This is a genomic window from Dethiobacter alkaliphilus AHT 1 (assembly GCF_000174415.1).
GTDB lineage: Bacteria > Bacillota > Dethiobacteria > Dethiobacterales > Dethiobacteraceae > Dethiobacter > Dethiobacter alkaliphilus.
The window spans coordinates 23,322-45,012 of the sequence record NZ_ACJM01000019.1; the positions used below are offsets into that span (position 1 = coordinate 23,322).

The 21,691-nt window shown below is 48.9% G+C and carries 19 protein-coding genes and 1 pseudogene; 4 read left to right on the forward strand and 16 right to left on the reverse strand.

All coding sequences use genetic code 11. The features are described from left to right. Nucleotides 1–118: 118 nt before the first annotated feature. The 8 genes and pseudogenes from DEALDRAFT_RS13785 to DEALDRAFT_RS13825 form a co-directional block, all read right to left on the reverse strand. The gene (locus tag DEALDRAFT_RS13785; protein WP_008518534.1) at nucleotides 119–1,225 is read right to left on the reverse strand and encodes a TRAP transporter substrate-binding protein; all 1,107 of its coding nucleotides are present in this window, start codon (nucleotides 1,223–1,225) and stop codon (nucleotides 119–121) included. Nucleotides 1,226–1,375: 150 nt separating this feature from the next. Continuing rightward, the gene (locus DEALDRAFT_RS13790; RefSeq protein ID WP_008518536.1) at nucleotides 1,376–2,671 is read right to left on the reverse strand and encodes a TRAP transporter large permease; all 1,296 of its coding nucleotides are present in this window, start codon (nucleotides 2,669–2,671) and stop codon (nucleotides 1,376–1,378) included. Further along, a complete protein-coding gene (locus tag DEALDRAFT_RS13795; RefSeq protein WP_008518539.1) occupies nucleotides 2,658–3,164 on the reverse strand; it encodes a TRAP transporter small permease subunit in 507 nt (168 codons plus the stop codon). The genes DEALDRAFT_RS13790 and DEALDRAFT_RS13795 overlap by 14 nt, the downstream gene beginning before the upstream one ends. Nucleotides 3,165–3,203: 39 nt before the next feature. Beyond that, nucleotides 3,204–4,301, reverse strand: coding sequence for a TRAP transporter substrate-binding protein (locus tag DEALDRAFT_RS13800; protein ID WP_008518540.1), 1,098 nt, complete (start codon nucleotides 4,299–4,301; stop codon nucleotides 3,204–3,206). 358 nt (nucleotides 4,302–4,659) lie between these two features. Next, entirely contained in the window at nucleotides 4,660–5,424 is a 765-nt protein-coding gene (locus DEALDRAFT_RS13805) for a hypothetical protein (RefSeq protein WP_008518542.1), read from the reverse strand. After that, nucleotides 5,414–5,953 carry an RNA polymerase sigma factor gene (locus DEALDRAFT_RS13810; RefSeq protein WP_008518543.1) on the reverse strand — a complete coding sequence of 180 codons (540 nt, stop codon included), beginning with the start codon at nucleotides 5,951–5,953 and terminating at the stop codon, nucleotides 5,414–5,416. Before DEALDRAFT_RS13810 ends, DEALDRAFT_RS13805 begins: the two co-directional genes overlap by 11 nt. A gap of 157 nt (nucleotides 5,954–6,110) precedes the next feature. Next, nucleotides 6,111–6,365 (reverse strand): annotated as a pseudogene (locus tag DEALDRAFT_RS13815) (helix-turn-helix domain-containing protein); the annotation flags it as partial. 106 nt (nucleotides 6,366–6,471) lie between these two features. Further along, a complete protein-coding gene (locus DEALDRAFT_RS13825; protein ID WP_008518546.1) occupies nucleotides 6,472–6,798 on the reverse strand; it encodes a type II toxin-antitoxin system RelE/ParE family toxin in 327 nt (108 codons plus the stop codon). 257 nt (nucleotides 6,799–7,055) lie between these two features. On the opposite strand from DEALDRAFT_RS13825, the gene DEALDRAFT_RS13830 reads away from it, so the two are divergent. The 3 genes from DEALDRAFT_RS13830 to DEALDRAFT_RS13840 all read left to right on the forward strand — a co-directional run bounded on the left by DEALDRAFT_RS13830 (nucleotide 7,056) and on the right by DEALDRAFT_RS13840 (nucleotide 12,022). Then, nucleotides 7,056–9,149, forward strand: coding sequence for a thioredoxin domain-containing protein (locus DEALDRAFT_RS13830; protein ID WP_008518548.1), 2,094 nt, complete (start codon nucleotides 7,056–7,058; stop codon nucleotides 9,147–9,149). A 19-nt stretch (nucleotides 9,150–9,168) separates the two neighbouring features. Beyond that, nucleotides 9,169–9,678 carry a GNAT family N-acetyltransferase gene (locus DEALDRAFT_RS13835; protein WP_008518549.1) on the forward strand — a complete coding sequence of 170 codons (510 nt, stop codon included), beginning with the start codon at nucleotides 9,169–9,171 and terminating at the stop codon, nucleotides 9,676–9,678. Between the two features lie 109 nt (nucleotides 9,679–9,787). Next, on the forward strand, nucleotides 9,788–12,022 hold the full coding sequence (locus DEALDRAFT_RS13840) for a copper-translocating P-type ATPase (RefSeq protein WP_008518552.1): 2,235 nt from the start codon (nucleotides 9,788–9,790) through the stop codon (nucleotides 12,020–12,022). 113 nt (nucleotides 12,023–12,135) lie between these two features. On the opposite strand, the gene gatB is transcribed toward DEALDRAFT_RS13840, so the two are convergent. From gatB to DEALDRAFT_RS13865, 5 genes are all read right to left on the reverse strand, one after another. Next, nucleotides 12,136–13,566, reverse strand: a complete 1,431-nt coding sequence (gatB, locus tag DEALDRAFT_RS13845) for an Asp-tRNA(Asn)/Glu-tRNA(Gln) amidotransferase subunit GatB (RefSeq protein WP_008518554.1) — start codon at nucleotides 13,564–13,566, stop codon at nucleotides 12,136–12,138. Next, a complete protein-coding gene (gatA, locus tag DEALDRAFT_RS13850; protein ID WP_008518556.1) occupies nucleotides 13,563–15,038 on the reverse strand; it encodes an Asp-tRNA(Asn)/Glu-tRNA(Gln) amidotransferase subunit GatA in 1,476 nt (491 codons plus the stop codon). The genes gatB and gatA overlap by 4 nt, the downstream gene beginning before the upstream one ends. A 12-nt stretch (nucleotides 15,039–15,050) precedes the next feature. Then, on the reverse strand, nucleotides 15,051–15,338 hold the full coding sequence (gene gatC, locus DEALDRAFT_RS13855) for an Asp-tRNA(Asn)/Glu-tRNA(Gln) amidotransferase subunit GatC (protein WP_008518559.1): 288 nt from the start codon (nucleotides 15,336–15,338) through the stop codon (nucleotides 15,051–15,053). Between the two features lie 2 nt (nucleotides 15,339–15,340). Then, nucleotides 15,341–15,757 carry a PaaI family thioesterase gene (locus DEALDRAFT_RS13860; RefSeq protein ID WP_008518561.1) on the reverse strand — a complete coding sequence of 139 codons (417 nt, stop codon included), beginning with the start codon at nucleotides 15,755–15,757 and terminating at the stop codon, nucleotides 15,341–15,343. Between the two features lie 215 nt (nucleotides 15,758–15,972). After that, nucleotides 15,973–16,209: a hypothetical protein gene (locus DEALDRAFT_RS13865; RefSeq protein ID WP_008518563.1), complete on the reverse strand. Its 237-nt coding sequence runs from the start codon at nucleotides 16,207–16,209 to the stop codon at nucleotides 15,973–15,975. A gap of 165 nt (nucleotides 16,210–16,374) precedes the next feature. Between DEALDRAFT_RS13865 and DEALDRAFT_RS13870 the strand changes: the two genes are divergently transcribed. Beyond that, complete coding sequence (locus tag DEALDRAFT_RS13870; protein WP_008518565.1) at nucleotides 16,375–16,890, forward strand: type 1 glutamine amidotransferase domain-containing protein; 516 nt, start codon at nucleotides 16,375–16,377, stop codon at nucleotides 16,888–16,890. Here DEALDRAFT_RS13870 and DEALDRAFT_RS13875 read toward each other — a convergent pair. From DEALDRAFT_RS13875 to pcrA, 3 genes are all read right to left on the reverse strand, one after another. Further along, nucleotides 16,870–17,484, reverse strand: coding sequence for a hypothetical protein (locus DEALDRAFT_RS13875; protein ID WP_008518567.1), 615 nt, complete (start codon nucleotides 17,482–17,484; stop codon nucleotides 16,870–16,872). The genes DEALDRAFT_RS13870 and DEALDRAFT_RS13875 overlap by 21 nt on opposite strands. Before the next feature lie 103 nt (nucleotides 17,485–17,587). Continuing rightward, complete coding sequence (gene ligA, locus DEALDRAFT_RS13880) at nucleotides 17,588–19,591, reverse strand: NAD-dependent DNA ligase LigA (RefSeq protein ID WP_008518569.1); 2,004 nt, start codon at nucleotides 19,589–19,591, stop codon at nucleotides 17,588–17,590. Nucleotides 19,592–19,605: 14 nt separating this feature from the next. Continuing rightward, a partial coding sequence (pcrA, locus tag DEALDRAFT_RS13885) for a DNA helicase PcrA (RefSeq protein WP_008518570.1) occupies nucleotides 19,606–21,691 on the reverse strand: 2,086 nt, incomplete at its 5' end.

Below are 21,691 nucleotides of genomic sequence, written 5' to 3' on the forward strand. Positions count from 1 at the left end.
ACTCCTTTCATTTCTTAGTATTAACGGAGATGCTATTTTGTTGTGATGTAATCATCCACTCAGTTTATAATTTTTACAAAAAAAAAATGAACCACGGGACTTCCCGTGGTTCAGCAACTTATTTGGCATAATCTCCATATTCATCGGAATATATGGCATCCAACTCCACAAACAGGTCGTAGATTTGCTGTCCGGGAAGACCGTCAGCTTCCGTATCTGCAACCCACTGCTGTGGGATGGGCATGATTTTTTCCAGCCATCTTTGTAATTCGTTCTCTTCCAGTTCGATAACTTCATGGCCGAAGTCTTCTACGGCAAACTGCTGTCCTTCCACTGTATAATCAGTTCTCAGCTTACCGTACTCCACAACGTATTTCTCGTTTACCTCGTTAAAAATTTCCTGGACTGAAGGCGGAAGTGAATTCCAGGTTTCCCGGTTCATCACCTTGGCAAAAACCACGTTGTAACCAACAAAAGGTGTTTTGGTAATGTATTGTGTCACCTCGGCCAGCCTGAAGCCCTCCAGGGTATCGGTGGGGCCCAGAAGCCCGTCCACATTGCCGTTATCCAGCGCCACATAGGAATCGGACATGGGCAGGGAGACGGGAGTGCCTCCCAGTGCGGTTATGGCCAGGGCCGAACCACCGGCCGCCCGAATCTGTTGTCCGGACAAATCTTCCAAATTCCGAATGGGCCGGTTGGTGATAAAGTCGCCGGGGCCCGTTGCCCAGAAGAACATCACTTCCACATCACCGTATTCAGCCTGAAGATCTGCAGACTGTTTCCACGCTTCGTGCATGGTTAATGAAGCAACCAAGGCATTGTCATTATTGTAACCCGGCAGCTCCAACCCCATGGTTAAAGGAAACATTCCCATGGTATACATGGGGGCGGTGGAGCCCAGGTCTGCGGCTCCGGAGGCAACCCCTTCATAAATTTCCGTGGGGCCCAAAAGGGAACCCTGGTAATGGAAATCAAAATTTACTGTATGAGGAGTTTCCGCCGCCACGCGCTCTGAAATCTCCTCGGCCCAAACTTCATGGCCCGCTGTTACCTGAAAGTCCACCGCCGGCCAAAAGGTGGCAAACTGCAGATTCAAATTCTGCGGATTCTCTTCTCCGGCTTCGACATCAGTAGCTTGGCCCTCTTCTCCGCACCCGGCGGCAAACAACAGGACTCCTATTGTCAAAACAAGTACTAACAACTTAATTTTTCTCTTCAACATTATACCCCCTACCGTTTTACCGTTCTACTCAAAAATAATACTGCCTGCAACGCACTACCTGAACTGCTGACTTTTGTTGACCTGCACCTCCTCTTGATGTTTTGCTTTTAATGTTTTGACCTATAAAACCATCTTTTCACTGGCAGCCCGTTACAAAGCGTTGGGCAAAAACAGGGCAACCTGAGGAAAAGCCGTCAGAATGGCAATACAGACAAAAATTGCAAACAGATAGGGCCAGACCCCTCTGAATATGCTCATAACCGGAGTTTCCCTGTCCACCCCGGCAACCACGTACACATTGGCGCCCACCGGTGGAGTGATTACCCCCATCCCTAAGGCCAGTACGATAATAACACCAAACCAGACAGGGTCGAATCCCAGGTTTATGGCAACGGGGTAAAAGATGGGTACCGTCAGCAAAATCAACGCCAAAGCATCGATGAAGCAGCCCAGGATCAGGTAAATGACCAGAATAATAGCCAAGATGGCCACCGGGGGCAGAGGAAGCTCCACCGCCCAGCTTGCCAGGCCGGCGGGAAGTCCGGTGATGGCCAGAAAACGGCCGTATACCGCTGCTCCCGCCACCAAAAACATAATCATGGCCGAAATGCGTACCGAATCGTTTAAGGAATCAAGAAACCCCTGCCACGTAAGACGTCGTCTGAGCAGAGCCACCATCAGTGTGGAAAACGCTCCCACCGCTCCCGCTTCCGTTGGCGTGAAATAACCGGCAAACAAGCCCCCAATGACGGCAATGAAAATGATAATAACCTCTACACCGCCGCTAACAACGGCTTTGAGTTTTTCACCCAAGGGAGCAGCGGTGCCGGGAGGAGCCAGGTCGGGATTGCGGGAGGCCTGGACATAAGCTACCAGCATAAATAACGCCATTAATAACAACCCTGGGAAAATACCGGCCAAAAAAAGCTTTTCAATGGACTGACCGGAGGCAATGCCATAAAGAATGAAAATCACACTGGGCGGAATCATGACACCCAGTATGGCGCCGGATGCCACGGTGGCCGTAGCAAAGGAACGGTCGTAAGAGTACTTTTTCATCTCCGGCAGGGCAACGGCGCTCATGGTTGCAGCAGTTGCGGTGGTGGAGCCGCAAATTGCACCAAAAGCTGTGCAGGCTCCAATGGTGGCAATGGCCAGGCCTCCCTTGGATCTGCCCATCAGTTTATAGGTTGCGTCATAAATCCGGGAACTTAACCCGGCATGATAGGCAATGTAGCCCATCCAGACAAACAGTGGAATAACAATTAGCGAATAAGAAGCAAAGGTGTTATACATGGTCTGGACCGAAATTGAGAACATGGCCGCCGGGGTGGTTAGATAAGCATATCCGGCCATTCCCACCACCAGCATCACGTAAGCCACAGGCATGCCGGCAAAGAGAAGTATAAAGATGACAAGAATTGAAATAATGTCAATTAGCGCCATTGCTTTCACTCCCCTTTACCGCGATAATTGCTGCTTTGAGAAAATCCAAAAGAAGTACCAACCCCAACATGGCAAAACCTACCGCCACCAGATAAATGGATGGCGCAATGGGCAAACGCAAGAGCCCGGTGGAGTAGCCCCGTTCCATCATTCTGCCGGCGTACACAAATGTTTCCCGGGCCAGAAGATAAATAAAGAAAAGGGCAATGGCATTAACCACCAGATCCACAATGGCCTGAATGCGCGGCGGAAAGCGCTCCACCAACACCCCAACCATGATATGGCCTTTATTTATTGCTGTATAAGCTACCGCCATAGCCAGCAGTATGGCCCCGGACATCTCCACAAGCTCCACAGTTCCTGGGATAGGACTCCATATCCGCCGCGAAACCACATTGGCAACCACGATAATCACGGTAAAAACCAACGCAATCTGGGAGACCTGTGCTGTTCTCAGGGTCAGTGCTTTAACGAATTTCTCAATCTTTTCCACAAATATTGCCCCCTCTCATACCAAACTGGCTACCGTCACTTATCTGCCGTAATCCCCGTATTCTTCTGAGAATCGGGCATCCAGTTCTATAAACAGGTCATAGGTTTCCTGACCGGGCAGGCCGTCCGCTTCAGTATCTGCCACCCACTGTCGGGGAATAGGTAGAATTTTTTCCATCCATCTTTCCCGTTCATCCGCTTCCAGTTCAATAACTTCATGACCAAACTCTGTTTCGGCAAATTGCTGCCCTTCCGCGGTATAATCGGTAAACAGCTTGCCGTACTCCACAATGTACTTTTCATTAACTTCGTTAAATATTTCCTGTACAGAAGGCGGAAAGGAGTTCCAGGTATCCTGATTCATCACCTTGGCAAAAACAACGTTATAACCCACAAAAGGCGTTTTGGTGATATATTGCGTCACTTCTGCCAACCTGAAGCCATCCAGGGTATCGGTTGGTCCCAGGATACCGTCCACATTGCCGTTGTCCAGCGCCACATAAGCATCGGACATGGGCAGGGAAACGGGAGTGCCACCCAGCTCGGTAATGGCCATGGCGGAACCGCCGGCAGCCCGGATTTGCTGTCCCGACAAGTCTTCCAACTCCCGAATGGGTTTATTGGTAATAAAGTCGCCGGGACCCGTTGCCCACAGGAACATCACTTCCACATCTTCGTATTCCGCCTGTAAATGGGGAGATTGTTTCCAGGCTTCATACATGGTTAATGAGGCTACCAACGCATTATCATTGTTGTAACCCGGCAGCTCCAACCCCATGGTCAGAGGGAACATTCCCATGGTATACATGGGTGCGGTGGAACCGATATCGGCAGCACCGGAAGCAACACCTTCATAGATTTCAGTGGGTCCTAAAAGAGAACCCTGGTAGTGAAAATCAAAATTTATTGTATGGGGGGTTTCTGCTGCCACTCGCTGGGAAATTTCCTCTGCCCAGACCTTGTGGCCACCCTCCACCTGAAAATGAACAGACGGCCAAAAGGTTGCAAACTGCAGGTTCCAACTCTGCGGCTTCTCTTCGCCGTCTTCCACGCCGGTTGCCTCTCCGGTATCTGCGCATCCTGCGGCAAACACAATAAGCGCTAAGATAAATACAATAAGTAAAAGCCTATTCTTCATTATCAGACCTCCCAAATGTAAAATCATCGCATCTTTTACCAGATAGGTCTATTTCTAACTTCCATCAATCAAAAAGTGCATACAAAAAGCCTCCTTTAGGAAGGAGGGCAGCAAAAAAACGCCCGTAGGGCGCCAGTTTGTGCTATCCCCTACCGTTCTACTGTTCTACCCGATTAAAAAAAAAGTCAAACTCTACCATACTACGCTGCTACCGTTTTACAAAACTACCATGAACCTTTTGAATTATTTTAATATTAAATCGATTCCTTCCCAATGTCAAGCTTTTCACAGATATCCACTGATTTTGTCCCCAAAATAATGCCCCCGCCAAAAGGCGGGGGCATTGGAGTCAAAGCTACTAAAGTTCAGGGTTTTCAACTATATAAAACTCTTTGAGCATCTCTTCAAAGCGTTGGCCATGGCCTTCTTCTGCTTCCAGGAAATAACGCTGGGTGATGATGAAACTGCCTTCCTGCCCGTTGCTTACCACATAAGTTTTTATTACCGGGCTATCCCACTCGCTGCCTGTATAACCGTTGACTACCCAACCGGATACCGGACTATCCACCTTTGCCGGAGCTGAGACATTTTCAAACTCTTCCTGCAGAGAGCCTTCAAGTTCTTTGATAAGTTCTTCCGGACTTACATCTGCCGCCTGCTTAATTTCCATAGATACCTCAGGATAGATGTCGGGTAGAGCTTCTGTGGGTTTAATCATATCACTTTCATCGCCGCCCACCAGCTGATACCGCTCTTCGTCCACATAGATGACATAGGCTGATTCGCTGCCTTCATTCAACTGTAAATTAGTATCCTCTTGTTGCCCCTCAATGGTTTGGACAATGTCTCTTTCAGGCTGAAACATCTCTCTTACCTGATTTATTAAGGCGTGCCCTGTTTCCGTTTGTGCTCCTATGAAAAGAAGCCCGACAACTGCTGCAGTTACAGCGAATTTCAGAAACCGATTTTGCTTTTTTATCATAACCATCTCTCCCTGTTCCTTTTTAGAGAATAATTCACTGTCAATATTGCTCCAGATTTCATCTTTTAGCTCAGCGGAAACTTCGCTGTTGCTCATAAGTGTTTCGGTGATTTTTTTCTCTGCAAATTTGTTAGTATCCACAGCGAGAACCTCCTTCACAGTCTTCTTTGAGCCTGCTCTTTAGCAGGTCCCTTCCTTTATATAACCTGGTTTTCACCGTGTTTTGGTTTAATACTAAGGTTTCTGCAATCTCTTTTTCCGACAGGCCCTGCAAATACTTTAATATGATTGGGATTCGGTAAAGATCCTTTAATGACTGAATTGCTTCGTATAAATCACTATAATCTTCCTCAGTCTTGGCCGCCAATTTGTACTCTTCATCATCCATGGGTTTGTTTAAGTTAAGGATTTTAGACTCCTTTTTCATCAAACGGTTACACTCATTGGTCAGAATCCGGTAAAACCAAGGCTGAAAAGCTTTATTTACATCAAAGCTGTGCCTGTTCTTATAGATTCGGATAAATGTTTCCTGTACCGCATCTTTGGCTATTTCTTCGTTCTTTGTAATGACCACCGCTGTTCTTAAAGTACTGTCTATCAGCAGATTATAAAGTTCCTGAAAAGACTTCTTGTCGCCGGCCATAAACAATTGCTTCAATTCCTGATCCATCCCAATCCTCCTTTCCTTTCATCACCCGGGTGCTGCCTTCACTATTAATACCCTCACAGAAGGTTAAAAGTTTTCTCTTTTAATGATATTTTCGCTGATTTGGGACTGTCTCCTGTTTGTGTTAAACACATAAAAAACAGGTAAAGCTGTAGTGGCTCTACCTGTTTTCTTTTTTATTCTGTGACAATTCTTTTTTTGTCACATAGGGCGCCTGTTTTTCAACCACATTTAGCTCCAGATCCAGGCCATTTAGTATTTTTATAAACCCAGTCAGCGTAGGAATATGTTTTTCACGTTCAAGCCTGGAAATAACCTGCTGCTTCACACCTACTTTTTCAGCCAACTCCCGCTGTGTCAGGTTCTTTTCCTTTCGAACACTGACAATCTTGCGGATTAACTCATACTCCTGCTTTACTTCGTCATAGGCCTCTGCAAAAAGCGGGTCTTTCTGTTTTTTTCTTCTACTATCTTTTTTGTATCTATCTTTTTAAACGGCATAAAAATCACCCTCTTTAACTTTACTTCAGAATCTCTTTACTTCTTTTCTTTGCTGTTTCTAGCTCAAACTTCTCTGCTTTCCCTTTTTGTTTTTTACAGGCATGCAACAGGTAAATATTATCTATATCTATCAGAATATACATAATCCGGTTATGCCTGCGAAATTTTATTTCCCATAGTTTACCCTCGAGTTGCCTGGTATTTAATGATTGCAGAAAAGGAACCCCTTCGTATTCTAATCTCTCAATAATATAATAACCTTCGGCACTTTCTCCACGGGGAAGGTTGTCGAGATATTCTCTTATTATATCTTTTCCGCCCAAAGTTGTGTATGTATACACATTCATTTTTAAAAACCTCACACTGCTCATTAACCTAATTATACAACACATTTGTTGTATTTACAACAATCTCCTTGTCCACTGCTTAAATACCTGAATCCTTTTTCATATGGGAATTTGCGCAACCATGTAAAAAGTGTGGAACCACAGTTTTATAGCCCTTACTAATTCTGTGTTTTTTAAAGTTTCCTGTATCTGTTAAGCTTAATGTCATTTAATAACAGCATATTTGGTGTACCCTAAAGCCAAGGAGGTTGATAGGGTTGAATAATACAGAAAACCAAAAGGCAAACCGCCTTATTGATGAGAAATCGCCTTATCTTTTGCAGCACGCCTATAACCCGGTGGACTGGTATCCTTGGGGTGATGAGGCATTTGAGAAAGCTAAAAACGAGGACAAGCCCATCTTTTTATCGGTGGGCTATTCCACGTGTCATTGGTGTCATGTAATGGAGCGGGAGTCTTTTGAGGATGAGGAAGTGGCCCGTGAGCTAAACCGTGTTTTTGTATGTATTAAAGTGGACCGTGAAGAGCGCCCCGATATTGATAATATTTATATGGCAGTGTGTCAGGCAATGACCGGCAGCGGTGGCTGGCCGTTAACTATTGTCATGTCACCGGATAAAAGGCCTTTTTTTGCCGGTACTTACTTTCCCAAAAAGACCAGCTTTGGACGAATGGGTGTTATAGACCTTGCGCAGCGCATAGAAATGCTGTGGAAGACATCCAGGGATAAAATCAATAGTACGGCAGACAGTGTGATGACCAGCCTGCAGGCCATGAGCAAGGTCACACCGGGAGATTTGCCGGGGGAAGAGGCACTGCAGGGCGGCTTTGCCAAGCTGGAAGGTCGTTTTGACCCGGATCACGGCGGCTTTGGCTATGCGCCCAAGTTCCCCTCACCGCACAACCTGACATTTTTACTGCGTTATTGGAAACGAAGTGGAAATGCCAAGGCGTTGGAGATGGTGGAGAAAACTCTGCTGGCCATGGCAAGGGGTGGAGTATATGACCATATCGGGTTTGGTTTTCATCGCTACTCAACGGACAGGGAATGGCTTTTGCCTCATTTTGAAAAGATGCTCTACGACCAGGCGCTGCTTGCTGTTACCTATCTGGAAGCTTATCAGGCCACTGGAAAAGAAGTTTATGCCCAAACAGCCCGGGAGATATTTGGCTATGTACTGAGGGATATGACATCACCGCAGGGCGGGTTTTATTCTGCAGAGGATGCTGACAGTGAAGGCGAAGAAGGCAAATTTTATGTGTGGGAGACAAATGAGATTGTCCATATTCTGGGTGAAGCAGATGCAGCTATTTTTAACGCCGCCTATAATATTCGTGAAGATGGGAATTTTACAGATGAGACAACAGGTAAGAAAACAGGCGCAAACATCCCTCACCTGAGAAAAACTTATCAGGAGCTGGCCCAAGAGTTATCGCTGGAACCAAACGAGCTAAAAGACAGACTGGAAGCCATGCGGCAAAAGTTGTTCGCAGTACGAAAAAAACGAATCCATCCTCACAAAGACGATAAGATTCTTACCGACTGGAACGGCTTGATGATAGCGGCACTGGCCATGGGCGGACGGATTTTAAACGACGAAAACTATAACAAAAGTGCCAAGAAAGCGGCAGGCTTTATTCTTAGCCATCTAAAAAAAGACGGCCGGCTGTTAAAACGTTTTCGTGAAGATGAAGCATCTTTACCGGCCCATCTGGATGATTATGCGTTTTTTGTCTGGGGGCTTATAGAGCTTTATGAAACCACATTTGACACCGACTTCTTAAAAGAAGCGCTCTCTTTAAATAAGACCATGATTAAACACTTTTGGGACCATGATAACGGCAGCTTCTATTTTACCGCAGATGATGCCGAAGATGTGCTGGTGCGGCACCGGGAACTGTATGACGGGGCTGTACCTTCCGGCAATTCGGTGGCGGCCATGAATAATTTGCGCTTGGGCAGAATCACCGGTAATACCGAACTGGAGCAAATAGCTGAGAAAATAGCCCGCGCCTTCACTGATGAAATAGAAAAAGTACCGCAAGGGTACACTCAGATGCTCTCAGCCATTAATTTCATGGCGGGTCCGTCCCTGGAAATAGTTATTGCCGGGGAAGCACAGGCCCAGGATACCAAAGACATGCTGCAAAAACTATGCAGCACCTTTGTTCCCAATAAAGTTGTGGTTCTCCACCCAGGCGGCAAAAAGGCCAAAGAGATTGAGGAATTGGCGCCTTATACCCGCCGGCAGCAGAGTATAGAAGGAAAGGCCACCGCTTATGTCTGTCGCAACTTCTCCTGCCAGGCTCCTGTTACAGATGCTGACAAAATGCTCTCCCTGTTGGACTAAATGTGAAAGGTGATGCCAGTTGATCATCCGGGAAATTCGTGAAGATGATGCCATATTGTTTCTTGATTTGCAAAAAACCATCGAAGAAGAAACGCAGTTTATGTTATTGGAATCGGGTGAGCGGGAAACTGCGGTGGCAGAGAAACGGAAACTAATCAGAGCTGTGCTAAACCGTGACAATCAGACCGTCTTTGTTGTTGAAAATAATGACGGCAGGCTGGTGGGTTATCTGCGTGCCCTGGGTGGCGAGTATGAAAAAAGCAGACATACCGCCTATATTACCATGGGTGTACTGCAGGAGTTTACCGGCCAGGGCCTTGGCACCCGCTTATTGGAGACACTGGATGAGTGGGCACAGCATAACGGCATTCACCGCCTGGAGCTAATTGTAATGCAGCCTAACAAAGCAGCCATCGGCCTGTATGAAAAGATGGGTTATGAAATAGAAGGCACAAAAAGGGATTCTCTGTTTATTGACGGAGTGTATGTGGATGAGTATTACATGGGGAAACTGCTACCTAAATCCTAATAAAACATTAACAGCCCGGGAAACCGGGCTTTAATACTTTTGTAACAGGGTTTTCTTTACTACAGGGTGAAGTAGCTGATTAAGGAACGAATGAAAGGAGGTTCATTTTATGAATGAGAAAAAGCACAACGGCAGCTCTCATTCCATGGAGACAGATCACGAAAAAGATAATAACCATGAGGAACATAAGTCAGGTGAGCATGACAATAAGTCCGGCAGTCATGATGAACACGGTGACCATGATTCAGGCGGTCATGATAAACACAGTGACCATGATTCAAACGGTCATGATGAACACGCCGACCACGATTCAGGGGGTCATGGAGGGCATGGCAGTGGACATTCGGAAACCGATCACCACCGCATGATGATTAAGGACTTCCGCAGACGCTTTTGGTTTTCCCTTATTCTCTCCATACCTGTCCTGGCACTTTCTCCCATGTTTCAGGATTGGCTAAGATATACTCTGGAATTTCCCGGCGACGACTGGGTATTCTTTATCTTTGCTTCAGCCATCTATTTCTACGGCGGCTGGCCTTTCTTAACCGGCCTGGTGGACGAAGTAAAGAAAAAGCAGCCCGGCATGATGACCCTGATTGGCCTGGCCACCACCGTGGCTTATGTCTACAGTACCGCCGTATTTTTCGGATTCCCGGGTGATGTACTGTACTGGGAAATGGTAACGCTGATTGACATCATGCTCTTGGGTCACTGGATGGAGATGAAATCAATCCTTAGCGCCTCCCAGGCATTGGAGAAACTGATGGAGCTTATGCCGGATACAGCGCATCTGGTAACAGAAGACGGAGAAACAAAAGAAGTAAAAATCAGCAAGCTAAAAGATGATGATGTGGTACTGGTAAAGCCCGGGGAGAAAATCCCCGCCGACGGAGAAATAGTTGACGGTAAAAGTTATGTGGACGAATCCATGATTACCGGTGAATCCAAGCCGGTGGAGCGTAAAAAAAGCGATAATGTTATCGGGGGTTCGGTAAATGGCGAAGGATCCGTGAAGGTAAAAATATCCGGTGTGGGTGACGATTCGTATTTATCAAAGGTAGTGAACCTGGTACAGGATGCGCAAAAGACCAAGTCCAGATCCCAGAGGCTGGCGGACAAAGCACATTTTGTCCTCACTGTTGTAGCGCTTACAGGTGGAACCCTTACCCTGATTGCCTGGACTTTGGCCGGAGAATCAGTGGCTTTCTCCATTGAACGGGCAGTGGCCGTGATGGTTATCGCCTGCCCCCATGCACTGGGGTTAGCCATCCCGCTGGTGGTATCGATCTCCACCTCCATTTCTGCCAACAACGGCCTGTTAATCCGCAACAGAACACAGTTTGAAAAAGCCAGAAATATTTCAATGGTGGTTTTTGATAAAACAGGCACGCTGACGGAAGGTAAGTTTGGTGTTACCGGAATTAACACTGAAGATGATTATGATGAAAAAGAATTGATTCGCTTGGCTGCGGCGGTGGAAAAAGAGTCTGAACATCCCATTGCCACCGGCATTGTGGAAAAGGCAAAAAGCATGGACCTGGACATTCCCGACGTATCCGAATTCAACTCTTTTAAAGGCAAGGGTATTGAAGGTATGGCTGACGGCAAAAACATTAAAGTTGTCAGTCCCGGCTACCTGCGGGAACATGACATCGATTTTCAGAAAGAAACCAAAGAAGAAGCAACAACCACTGTTTATGTGCTGATAGATGATAAACTGGCTGGAGCCATTAGCTTAGCCGATAAAATCAGGCCCCAGTCATATGAGGCCATCAAAGCTTTGCATAAGATGGGTATTAAGTGCCATATGCTAACCGGCGATAATAACGAAACTGCTAAAAAGGTTTCAGAAGAATTAGGCCTGGACGGATTTGAAGCAGAAGTTCTGCCGGATAAAAAACAAACTAAAGTTAAAGAACTGCAGGAAAAAGGTGAACTGGTGGCCATGACCGGGGACGGCGTCAACGACGCTCCAGCCCTGGCCCAAGCCGATATTGGGATAGCCATCGGCTCCGGTACCGATGTGGCCGCTGAAACCGCCGATGTAATTTTGGTGGACAGCAACCCCCAGGATGTGGTTACCCTGATTCGTTTCGGTAAGGCCACTTACCGCAAAATGGTGCAAAACCTGTTTTGGGCCTCGGCTTACAACATCGTTGCCCTGCCGCTGGCAGCCGGCGTCCTTTATGGTGCGGGAATTATTATCTCCCCCTCGGTGGGAGCCGTTGCCATGTCCTTAAGCACCATCATCGTTGCCATCAACGCCAAACTGCTCAGACTGGATAAAAACTCAGATGACGGACAGCCACAGTCCTCTTCTGCAAACCAAGCAGCCAGTGCATAAATTACTAGCTAAAAATAAGGCGTGCCAATCGGCACGCCTTATTTTGTGGACAAATAAACCTGTCCCTCTGTCCATATTATTTTGTGGACAAATAAACCTGTCCCTCTGTCCATTTACTGGAGTTTTTCTTTGAGTAGTTTGTTGGCAAGGCCGGGGTTGGCTTTGCCTTTGGAGAGTTTCATGACCTGGCCCACTAAGAAGCCGATGGCTTTTTCGTTGCCGGATTTATAGTCGTCCACCGGTTTAGGGTTGTCGGCTATGACCTGATCCACGATGGCGGCGATGGCGCCTTCGTCGGTAATCTGCACCAGGCCTTTTTCTTTGACGATGTCGGCGGGCATTTTTCCGGAGGCAAACATTTCTTCAAAGACGGTTTTGGCGATTTTACCGCTGATGGTGCCGTCTTCCTGCAGCTTTAACATGGCTACCAGATGGGCCGGGGTAAGCTTAGTGTCCTGAATCTCCAGGCCCTCCGCTTTTAAAGATCTGCTGATATCACCCATCACCCAGTTGGATACCGCTTTGGCATCTTTATACTCGGCAACGGCGGCTTCAAAGAAATCGGCCATTGATTTGGAAGCGGTAATCACACCGGCGTCGTATTCAGGCAGGCCCATCTCAGCCACATAGCGCTTGCGGCGCTCATCAGGCATCTCAGGCAGACCGGAGCGAATCTCTTCTACCCATTGCTCTTCCACGACCACAGGAACAAGGTCCGGCTCCGGGAAATAGCGGTAATCGTGGGCTTCTTCTTTGGAGCGCATGGAATAGGTTACACCTTTGTCCTCATCCCAGCGGCGTGTTTCCTGGATTAACTTACCGCCGGTGGCCAGCACATCCTTATGGCGCTCCACCTCATATTCGATTCCGCGCTGAACCGCACGGAAAGAGTTCATGTTTTTGATTTCCGTTCTGGTGCCAAACTCTGTACTGCCCTGTGGCATAATGGAAACGTTGGCGTCGCAGCGCAGGCTGCCTTCCTCCATTTTTACATCGGAGACGCCGGTATACTGGATAATACTTTTTAACTTTTCCAGATAGGCTTTTGCTTCTTCCGGGGAGCGCATATCTGCTTCGGAGACAATTTCAATGAGGGGTACACCGCCACGGTTATAGTCGGCCAGCGAGTAGTCACCGAAATCTGAATGAACCAGTTTGCCCGCATCTTCTTCAATGTGGACCCGGTTTACACGAATGCGCTTGGTCTGGCCGTCCACATCAATATCCAGATAACCGTTAACAGCCACCGGCTGATCGAACTGAGAAACCTGATAGGCCTTGTCCAAATCAGGATAGAAGTAATTTTTGCGGTCAAACTTGGACATTCTGGGAATTTCACAGTTTAGAGCCAGGCCGGCCATAATGGCATATTCCACAACCCGTTTGTTTAAAACGGGAAGGGTACCGGGAAAACCCAGGCATACCGGGCAAACATGGGTGTTGGGCTCTTTGCCGAACTCGGTGGGGCAGGAACAAAATATTTTTGTTTTGGTAGCCAGTTCCACGTGGACTTCCAGGCCGATTACCGTTTCATAATTTGTCATTGGGCCGCACCCCCTTTGCCGGAAAGCTCGGGCAAGTCAATTTTTACCCCGCGGTTTTGCTCATAGGCATAAGCTGCTTTTAAAATGGTAGCTTCATCAAAAGCTTTACCGATAAATTGCATGCCCACCGGCAACCCTTCGGCAAAGCCGCAGGGAACTGACAGTGCGGGCAAGCCGGACATGTTGACACCGATGGTGCAGATATCATTTAAATACATGGAGAGTAAGTCTTCAACGGTGCCGGACACAAAGGCGGTGTTGGGGGTGGTTGGTGTGATAATTACATCATACTTTTTAAAGGCTTCGTCAAAATCCTGCTTAATCAGGGTTCTGACCTTTTGCGCCTTCAGGTAATAGTCATCGTAGTAGCCGGAGCTTAAGGAGTATGTCCCCAGCATGATGCGGCGTTTAACTTCGCTACCGAATCCTTCGCTGCGGGTCTTTTTATACATTTCAATCAGGCTGTCGGCACCTTCGGCACGGAATCCGTATTGAACTCCGTCAAAACGGGCCAGGTTGCTGGAAGCTTCCGCCGGCGCAATGAGATAATAGGCCGGTATACCATAGTGTGTGTGCGGCAGTGAAATTTCCTCTGCCTCCGCACCCAGGGAAACCAAAACATCGATGGCTTTGCGCACCGTATCTTTAATGCCGGGGTCGATTTCTTCCACAAAGTATTCCTTGGGCACCCCGATTTTCATACCCTTTACATTGCCGTCCAACCCTTGGGTGTAATCCGGGGTGGGAACATCTGCAGAGGTGGTGTCCCGCGGATCGTACTTGGCGATGGCGTTCATCACCAGGGCACAGTCTTTTACGTCTTTTGTTACAGGCCCCACCTGGTCCAGCGAAGAAGCAAAAGCTACCACGCCGTAGCGGGAAACACGGCCGTAAGTGGGCTTCATGCCCACCACACCACAATATGCTGCAGGTTGGCGAATGGAGCCTCCGGTATCGGATCCCAGGGAAAAAGTGGCTTCACCGGCAGCTACGGCGGCGGCGGAACCACCACTGGAGCCCCCCGGTACCCTCTTTACGTCCCAGGGGTTACGGGTGGTAAAAAATGCAGAGTTCTCCGTTGATGAACCCATGGCAAATTCATCCATATTAGTTTTACCCACCAACACCGTGCCAGCGTCCTGCAATAGTTCCGTCACCGTGGCATCATAGGGTGGCAGGAAATTATGTAGCATTTTTGAGGAGCAGGTAGTTAGGATACCGTTGGTGCACATGTTATCTTTAAGAGCCACAGGAATTCCCGCCAGTGGGCCCAACTTCTCTCCGTTTAAGCGTTTAGCGTCAATTTGGGCAGCTTTGGCCAAAGCCTCCTGCCGTGTAACCGTAACATAAGCCTTGATTGTTTCCTCCACGGAATCAATTCGTGACAATACCGCCTCTGTCAGTTCCCGTGAACTGATTTCTTTATTGTTTAACTTGTCCAATGCTTCTGCAACCGTTAACTTTTCCAGCAAATTAAATCCCCCTTACTCTATTACAGGCGGTACACGGAACATGCCGTCTTCTTCTTCCGGTGCGTTGGCCAACGCCTGCTCCCGCGGCAGGCAGGTGTGAACCTCATCTTCCCGGAAAACATTTTGCATGGGCATCACGTGCGCTGTTGGTGTAATGTCTTTGGTATCTAACCGGTTTAGTTTATCCGCATACTCCAGGATAGAATTTAACTGGATGGTAAACTCATCGGCTTCCGCATCTGTTATTTCTAATCTGGCCAGATTGGCCACATGGTCCACCGCTTCGCGGGTAATTTTCATGCTTATTCCTCCCCTGTCTCTTTAATATCGCCGATCTGTACGAATTTTGCCGCTGCTTCCACCGCCACAACACCATCGGGCAGAATAGCTTTGGCACCCATTTTAAAAATATTGCGTTTGTGCTCCACCAAATGTGCCACACAACGTATTTTAACTCCGGTGGGCACAGGCTTTCTATAGCGAAGCTCCATGCTGGCAGTGACTACTCCCAGCCCTCGGGTGGTCAGGTGCTTGGCCATAACTTCGTCCAGAATGGTGGCTGTAATTCCACCGTGGGTAACTCCATTGTAACCCTGATACCGCTCATCGGTATAAAACTCGGTAAAGTACTCTTCGCCATCCCACTGAAATGTTAACCTCAGGCCGTGGGGATTGTCCATCCCGCAGACAAAACAGCGGTTACCGTCTGCAAATTCCATTGTTTACACCCCTCGTCAAGGCAAATACCATGGGCAAATTATACCATAAGCGGCATCCATCGGCAACTTTCAGCACTTGCCCTACAGCACAAGAAAGGTGCGCTCTTTCAATTTCCTCAGCGCGCGCTTTTCAGTACTGCTTACATTAGCAGCTTCGCTATCTGCGAAGCGTTATAATTTAGCAGTAAAAAAAAGATAACGGATTTCCGTTATCTTTACTGCGGCGGATGACAGCTCAGGCAGTCATCGTACTCTCCTTCACCAAACATGGCATCGTGCGAACCGGTAATATCGCCATGGCAGCCCAGGCAGTTCTCATATGGTCCGTCTGTGGCGTGCGGCGTAGGCGGGCCTGCCTGGCCGGGTTCGTCCGGTTCGATGCCGGCCCGTACCCACAATCCTATTGCCGCCACCAGTACCAGCGCTATAACAATAAAAACAATTCGGCTCATACTTTTTTGGCCTCCTATAGTTAATTTCTTATAGTATGCCAATAATAGAAAAGAAAAAACCGGCAAAATTGCCGGTTTAGTAAGTCAGAATTAACTCTATGTTAATGATATAGAGGTTTTCCTCTGATAAAGTGACACTGAGACCAGAAAAGGCAGGTGTTTATAATGCGCTTACAGGGAAAACGTATCGCCCTGTTGGTAGAAGACTTATACGAAGACAATGAATACTGGTATCCCTATTTTCGTCTGTCTGAAGAAGGGGCTGAAGTGGAAACGGTGGCACCGGAAATTAAAACATATCAAAGCAAACACGGTCAGCCGGCTAAAGCCACAATTTCTGCACAAAATGCTTTGGGCAGCCAATATGATGCACTGGTAATTCCCGGTGGTTTCTCGCCGGACAAGATGCGCCGCTCCCCGGATATGGTGGAGTTGGTGAAAAAGCTTTATGAGGAAAACAAACCGGTGGCAGCTATTTGTCACGGCCCCTGGATGCTGGCCTCCGCAGGCGCATTAAAGGGACGCAGGGCCACCTGTTTCTTCTCCATCCGTGACGATGTGGTAAATGCGGGCGCCGACTATGTGGACGAAGAAGTGGTGCAGGACGGTAATGTGATAACTTCCCGTCAACCAAAAGACTTACCGGCTTTTTGCCGCACCTTAATTGACGCGCTGCTTTAGCTGCCAACGGGCAAATTCAAATATGGCCAACAGTGTTACCACAAGCAGCAGCATGGGTAGCAGGCGGATAATTACCGAATCGGAGGTGCCGATGGGATTATCCGGATGCAGGACAACCCCCATGCTCTGGACATAAGAGAGGGTAATACGCAATACAACCACTGCAGCGGCAAATACCGCGTTGGCTATGGCAAAAGTCCTGAGGGTTCCGTTGTTGCTGCGTACCAGATATTCCTTACCCAGTCCCAGCACCACCATGGTCAAAGCAGCAACGGTCAGCGGCTCATAAACAATGCCGCCCCACGCTACCTGCATGGAAACAAAGGAAAGTGCTGTGCCAATAATCCAAATCACAACAAAGTACAAGCCCAGCCTTTCACTCCAACGCCCCCAGGCTTCCCGCCGGGTAAGCAGGAACAATCCCCCTAAGATCCCTGCGGCATAATTGGTGTACAGCCCCGCCATGCTCAGCATCCCATGAAAGATGATGAGCCGGATTGTTGTACCCAACTGCTGTACCGGCGGGATATTAGAAAGAATAACCAGACTCAGGACAAGATAAATAGCAACAATAATAATTCCCTTGAATCTCAAAGCTTTAACCTCCCTTAACTATAGAAATAAGGACACATTCTTTGTGTCCTTATTTCGCGTTTATTCTTCCTTTAACCTGCCAGTTTCCGCCAGCGAAGTTAATTTATTCTATGTTTAATAAACTTTGCAGTCCTTCTTCATCAAGGATGGTAACTGCCAGCTTTTCTGCTTTCTCCAGCTTACTGCCGGCTTTTTCACCCGCCACTACATAATCAGTCTTTTTGCTTACACTGCCTGTTACCCGGCCTCCTGCATCTTCAATAAGTTCTGCAGCCTCATCCCGGCTGTAGGTAGGCAAAGTACCGGTTAAAACAAAGGTTTTTCCCTGCAGGGGCAAATCTTTTGCCTCTGCTTCCTCTTCTTTAAGTTTAAGCCCCGCTGCCCGCAGCCTTTCTATCAGCTCCCCGGATTCCGGCAGGGAAAAAAACTCGGTTACGCTCTGGGCAATTTTCGGGCCCACCTCATCAACCGCTTCCAATTCTTCAGCGGAGGCCGCCATTAACTTTTCCATACTGTTAAAATGCTCCACCAGCAGCCTGGCGGTCCGGTCTCCCACAAAGCGGATACCCAGGCCATATAACAGACGCCATAAAGGCTGTTTTTTACTTTTTTCAATGGCCGCCAGCAGGTTTTCCACCGACTTTTCCCCCATGCGCTCCAGGGAAAGCAGCGCTTCTTTTTTATCAGGGAGACTGTAAATGTCGGCCACATCCGCAATTAAGCCGGCATCCAACAGCTGTAAAACAACGGCGGGGCCCATTCCCTCAATATCCATGGCACTGCGGGAAGCAAAATGTGTGATGCGCTCCATTACCTGTGCAGGACAGACCGGATTAAAGCAGCGCAGCGCCACTTCACCGGGCAGGCGGGTGGCATCAGAACCGCAGGCCGGACAATGCTTGGGCATCTCAAAGGGCTCTTCGGCACCGGTGCGTTTACTTTTTACCACTTCCACCACTTCGGGGATAATATCCCCGGCTTTTTGTACGATAACGTGATCACCTACGCGCACATCTTTTTCCCGCAGAATATCTTCATTATGTAAGCTGGCCCGCTTTACCACCGTTCCCGCCAGGGTTACCGGCTCCAGCTCCGCTAAGGGCGTCAGGGTCCCGATGCGTCCCACCTGCACGGTGATGGCCTTCACCCGGGTTACGGCCTGTTCGGCAGGAAACTTATAAGCTATGGCCCAGCGGGGGCTTTTAGCGGTGGTGCCCAGCTCTTCCTGCAGGGAGCGGTCGTTGATTTTTATCACTAGACCGTCAATATCAAAGGGTAGTTCATAGCGTTTTTCCCGCCAGCTTTCACAGTAGGAGACCACATCCTCCAACTCACGCAGCACAACAACATGGGGATTGATACGCATGCCCAGCTCTTTTAGAGTCATCAGCGCATCGTAATGGGAGGACGGGGTTACATCGGAGGAGTAGCCCAAACCGTAGGAAACCATATCCAGGTTACGCTCTGCGGCCACTTTAGGATCCAACTGCCGCAGGCTGCCCGCCGCCGCATTACGCGGGTTGGCAAACAGCGGCTGGCCCTGTGCCTGGCGCTCTTCATTTAATTTAAGAAAAGAAGAACGGGGCATATAAACTTCTCCGCGCACTTCCAGAGTCAGCGGTTTGCGCAAGCGCAGCGGAATACTTTGCACTGTGCGCAGATTATGGGTGATATCTTCTCCCACTTCGCCGTCACCGCGGGTTGCTCCCCGGACAAAACGGCCCTCTTCATACTGGAGAGACACCGCCAGTCCGTCCACCTTCAGCTCCACCACAAACTCCAGCTCCGCTTCCGGCACCAGCCGGATGGCGCGGCGCACAAAATCCCGGAGATCTTCAATGTTCAGGGCGTTGCTCAGGGATAACATGGGGACACGGTGGGTTATTTGCTCAAATCCCTCCAGCGGCTTCCCGCCTACCCGCTGAGTAGGGGAGTCAGGCGTGACCAAATCAGGGAATTGTGCCTCCATGGCTTCCAGTTTTTGCATCAAATCATCGAATTCTGCGTCACTTATTTGCGGTTCATCAAGTACATGGTAGCGATAGTTATGGTCGTCTATTTCCTGGCGTAGTTTTTCTACCGTTTCCAATGCTTGCTGCCTGTCCATAACAGCACCTCACTTTACACTTTACGCAGGGGAGCATACTTGGCAATGACTTTCTTTAAACCCAGAGTTGTAAACATGATGGTCACTACGGTATCGCCGTCACTTAGGGTATCCACCGCTTTTACTTCCCCCGCGCCCCATTTACTGTGCTCCACCCGGTCACCCACAGCCAAATCCCCTGCGCCTCCCGGCGGAAGCGATGCAGCAGGTGCCGATGTAGGTGCCGAAGCTGCCGCCTTCGATGCTTCGGCCGCTTCCTTATCAAATACGGCGTCGGGAAGCTCACGCAGGAAGCGGGAGGGCATGTTATGCATCCGCCGCCCAAAAAGATTGCGGTTCATAGCACTGGTCAGATACAGGCGTTTCTCTGCCCGGGTAATACCCACATAACAAAGGCGCCTTTCCTCCTCAATACCATCGGCGGTATCAAAGGAGCGCATATGGGGGAAAATCCCCTCCTCCATGCCGGCCACAAAAACCACGGGAAATTCCAGCCCTTTGGCTGCGTGCATGGTCATCAGCACTACACGGGGCCCGCCGTCATCCTCCAGTGTATCCAAATCACTTACCAGGGACAGTTGGGTCAAAAAGGCGGTGAGAGACTTATCTTCACTTTCCTTGACAAAGTCCTGCGCCACCGTGAGAAATTCCAGCAGGTTCTCTTCCCGGCTTTGTGCCTGGTCTGTTCCTTCAGCACGCAGCTCGTCCAGGTAACCGCTTTTTATCATTACCTGCTCCGTCAGTTCATCTACGCTTAAGTATTCCCGCATTTGCTGCAGATTCTCAAGCAAAGCGGCGAAACTTTTAACTTTTTTCAGCGGCGCCGAGCCCAGTCCGGCCTCATCGGCCAGCCGCAGCGCTTCATAGAAAGTAATGCCCCGCTCTGAGGCCATATTATTTAACTTTTCCACGGAAGTGGCGCCAATGCCCCGGCGCGGTACGTTAATCACCCTCAGCAGGCTGATACCGTCGGCGGGGTTGTCCAACACACGCAGATAAGCCAGGATGTCCTTTACTTCCTTGCGCTCCCAGAAACGCACTCCTCCCACCATCTGATAAGATATATTTTCCCGGATTAGCGCATCTTCAATGGCCCGGGACTGGGCATTGGTGCGGTACAAAACGGCAAACTGGTCATACGTTGCCGAGAGCTTTCTTATTTCCCCGGCAATATAGCGCGCTTCCTGCTGCTCATCCTGGGCGGTGTAAACCTGAATAGGGTCTCCCGCTTCCTGGCTGGTCCATAACTTTTTATCTTTGCGCCCCGCATTATGCTTTACCACATGCCAGGCCGCCTCCAGGATGTTACCGCTGGAGCGGTAATTTTCCTCCAGCTTCACCACTTCCGCTTCCGGCCAGTCCCGCTCAAAGTCCAGGATGTTGCGGATATCTGCGCCGCGGAACTGATAGATGGACTGGTCGTCGTCTCCCACCACGCACAGATTGCGGTGCACACCTCCCAACAGGCGCACTATTTCATACTGGACCCGGTTTGTATCCTGATACTCGTCCACCAGAATATAGCGGAATTTTTCCTGGTATGCTTTCAGGACTTCCGGATGCTCCCGCAGCAGTTTCACCACCAAAAGCAGCATGTCATCAAAATCCAAGGCATTGTTTAACCGCAGCCGTTCCTGATAGGAGCGAAAAACCTTAGCCACGGTACGACTATAGAAATTATCCGCCGCTTCGTCATAGGTGTCCACGTCCATCATCTCATTTTTGGCCCGACTGATGGCAGAAAGCACGCCGCGCGGCTTAAAACGGGTGTCGTCATCCAGATTAAGATTCTTCATCACGTTTTTTATCACCGTCAGCTGATCCGCCGAATCATAAATTACAAAAGAAGATGTGTACCCTAAGCGGTCGGCATGCTCCCGCAGAATGCGGGCTGAGGCGGCGTGAAATGTGGAAGCCCATATACCGGGAGCAGTCCCCACCAGCTCCTCAATTCGGCCCCGCAACTCCTCCGCCGCTTTATTGGTAAAGGTGAGCGCCAAAATCTCCCACGGCGCCGCCAGTCTTTGCTGAATCAAGTGGGCAATGCGATGGGTTATAACCCTTGTCTTGCCGCTGCCTGCTCCGGCCAGGATTAAAAGC

Coding starts and splice junctions, on each gene's coding strand:
- DEALDRAFT_RS13800 (WP_008518540.1), bottom strand. CDS start 4,301: ATGAAGAATAGGCTTTTACTTATTGTATTTATCTTAGCGCTTATTGTG.
- DEALDRAFT_RS13870 (WP_008518565.1), top strand. CDS start 16,375: ATGCGCTTACAGGGAAAACGTATCGCCCTGTTGGTAGAAGACTTATAC.
- gatB (WP_008518554.1), bottom strand. CDS start 13,566: ATGACAAATTATGAAACGGTAATCGGCCTGGAAGTCCACGTGGAACTG.
- ligA (WP_008518569.1), bottom strand. CDS start 19,591: ATGGACAGGCAGCAAGCATTGGAAACGGTAGAAAAACTACGCCAGGAA.
- DEALDRAFT_RS13785 (WP_008518534.1), bottom strand. CDS start 1,225: ATGTTGAAGAGAAAAATTAAGTTGTTAGTACTTGTTTTGACAATAGGA.
- DEALDRAFT_RS13865 (WP_008518563.1), bottom strand. CDS start 16,209: ATGAGCCGAATTGTTTTTATTGTTATAGCGCTGGTACTGGTGGCGGCA.
- DEALDRAFT_RS13860 (WP_008518561.1), bottom strand. CDS start 15,757: ATGGAATTTGCAGACGGTAACCGCTGTTTTGTCTGCGGGATGGACAAT.
- DEALDRAFT_RS13790 (WP_008518536.1), bottom strand. CDS start 2,671: ATGGCGCTAATTGACATTATTTCAATTCTTGTCATCTTTATACTTCTC.
- DEALDRAFT_RS13810 (WP_008518543.1), bottom strand. CDS start 5,953: ATGGATCAGGAATTGAAGCAATTGTTTATGGCCGGCGACAAGAAGTCT.
- gatC (WP_008518559.1), bottom strand. CDS start 15,338: ATGAAAATTACCCGCGAAGCGGTGGACCATGTGGCCAATCTGGCCAGA.
- DEALDRAFT_RS13840 (WP_008518552.1), top strand. CDS start 9,788: ATGAATGAGAAAAAGCACAACGGCAGCTCTCATTCCATGGAGACAGAT.
- DEALDRAFT_RS13825 (WP_008518546.1), bottom strand. CDS start 6,798: ATGAATGTGTATACATACACAACTTTGGGCGGAAAAGATATAATAAGA.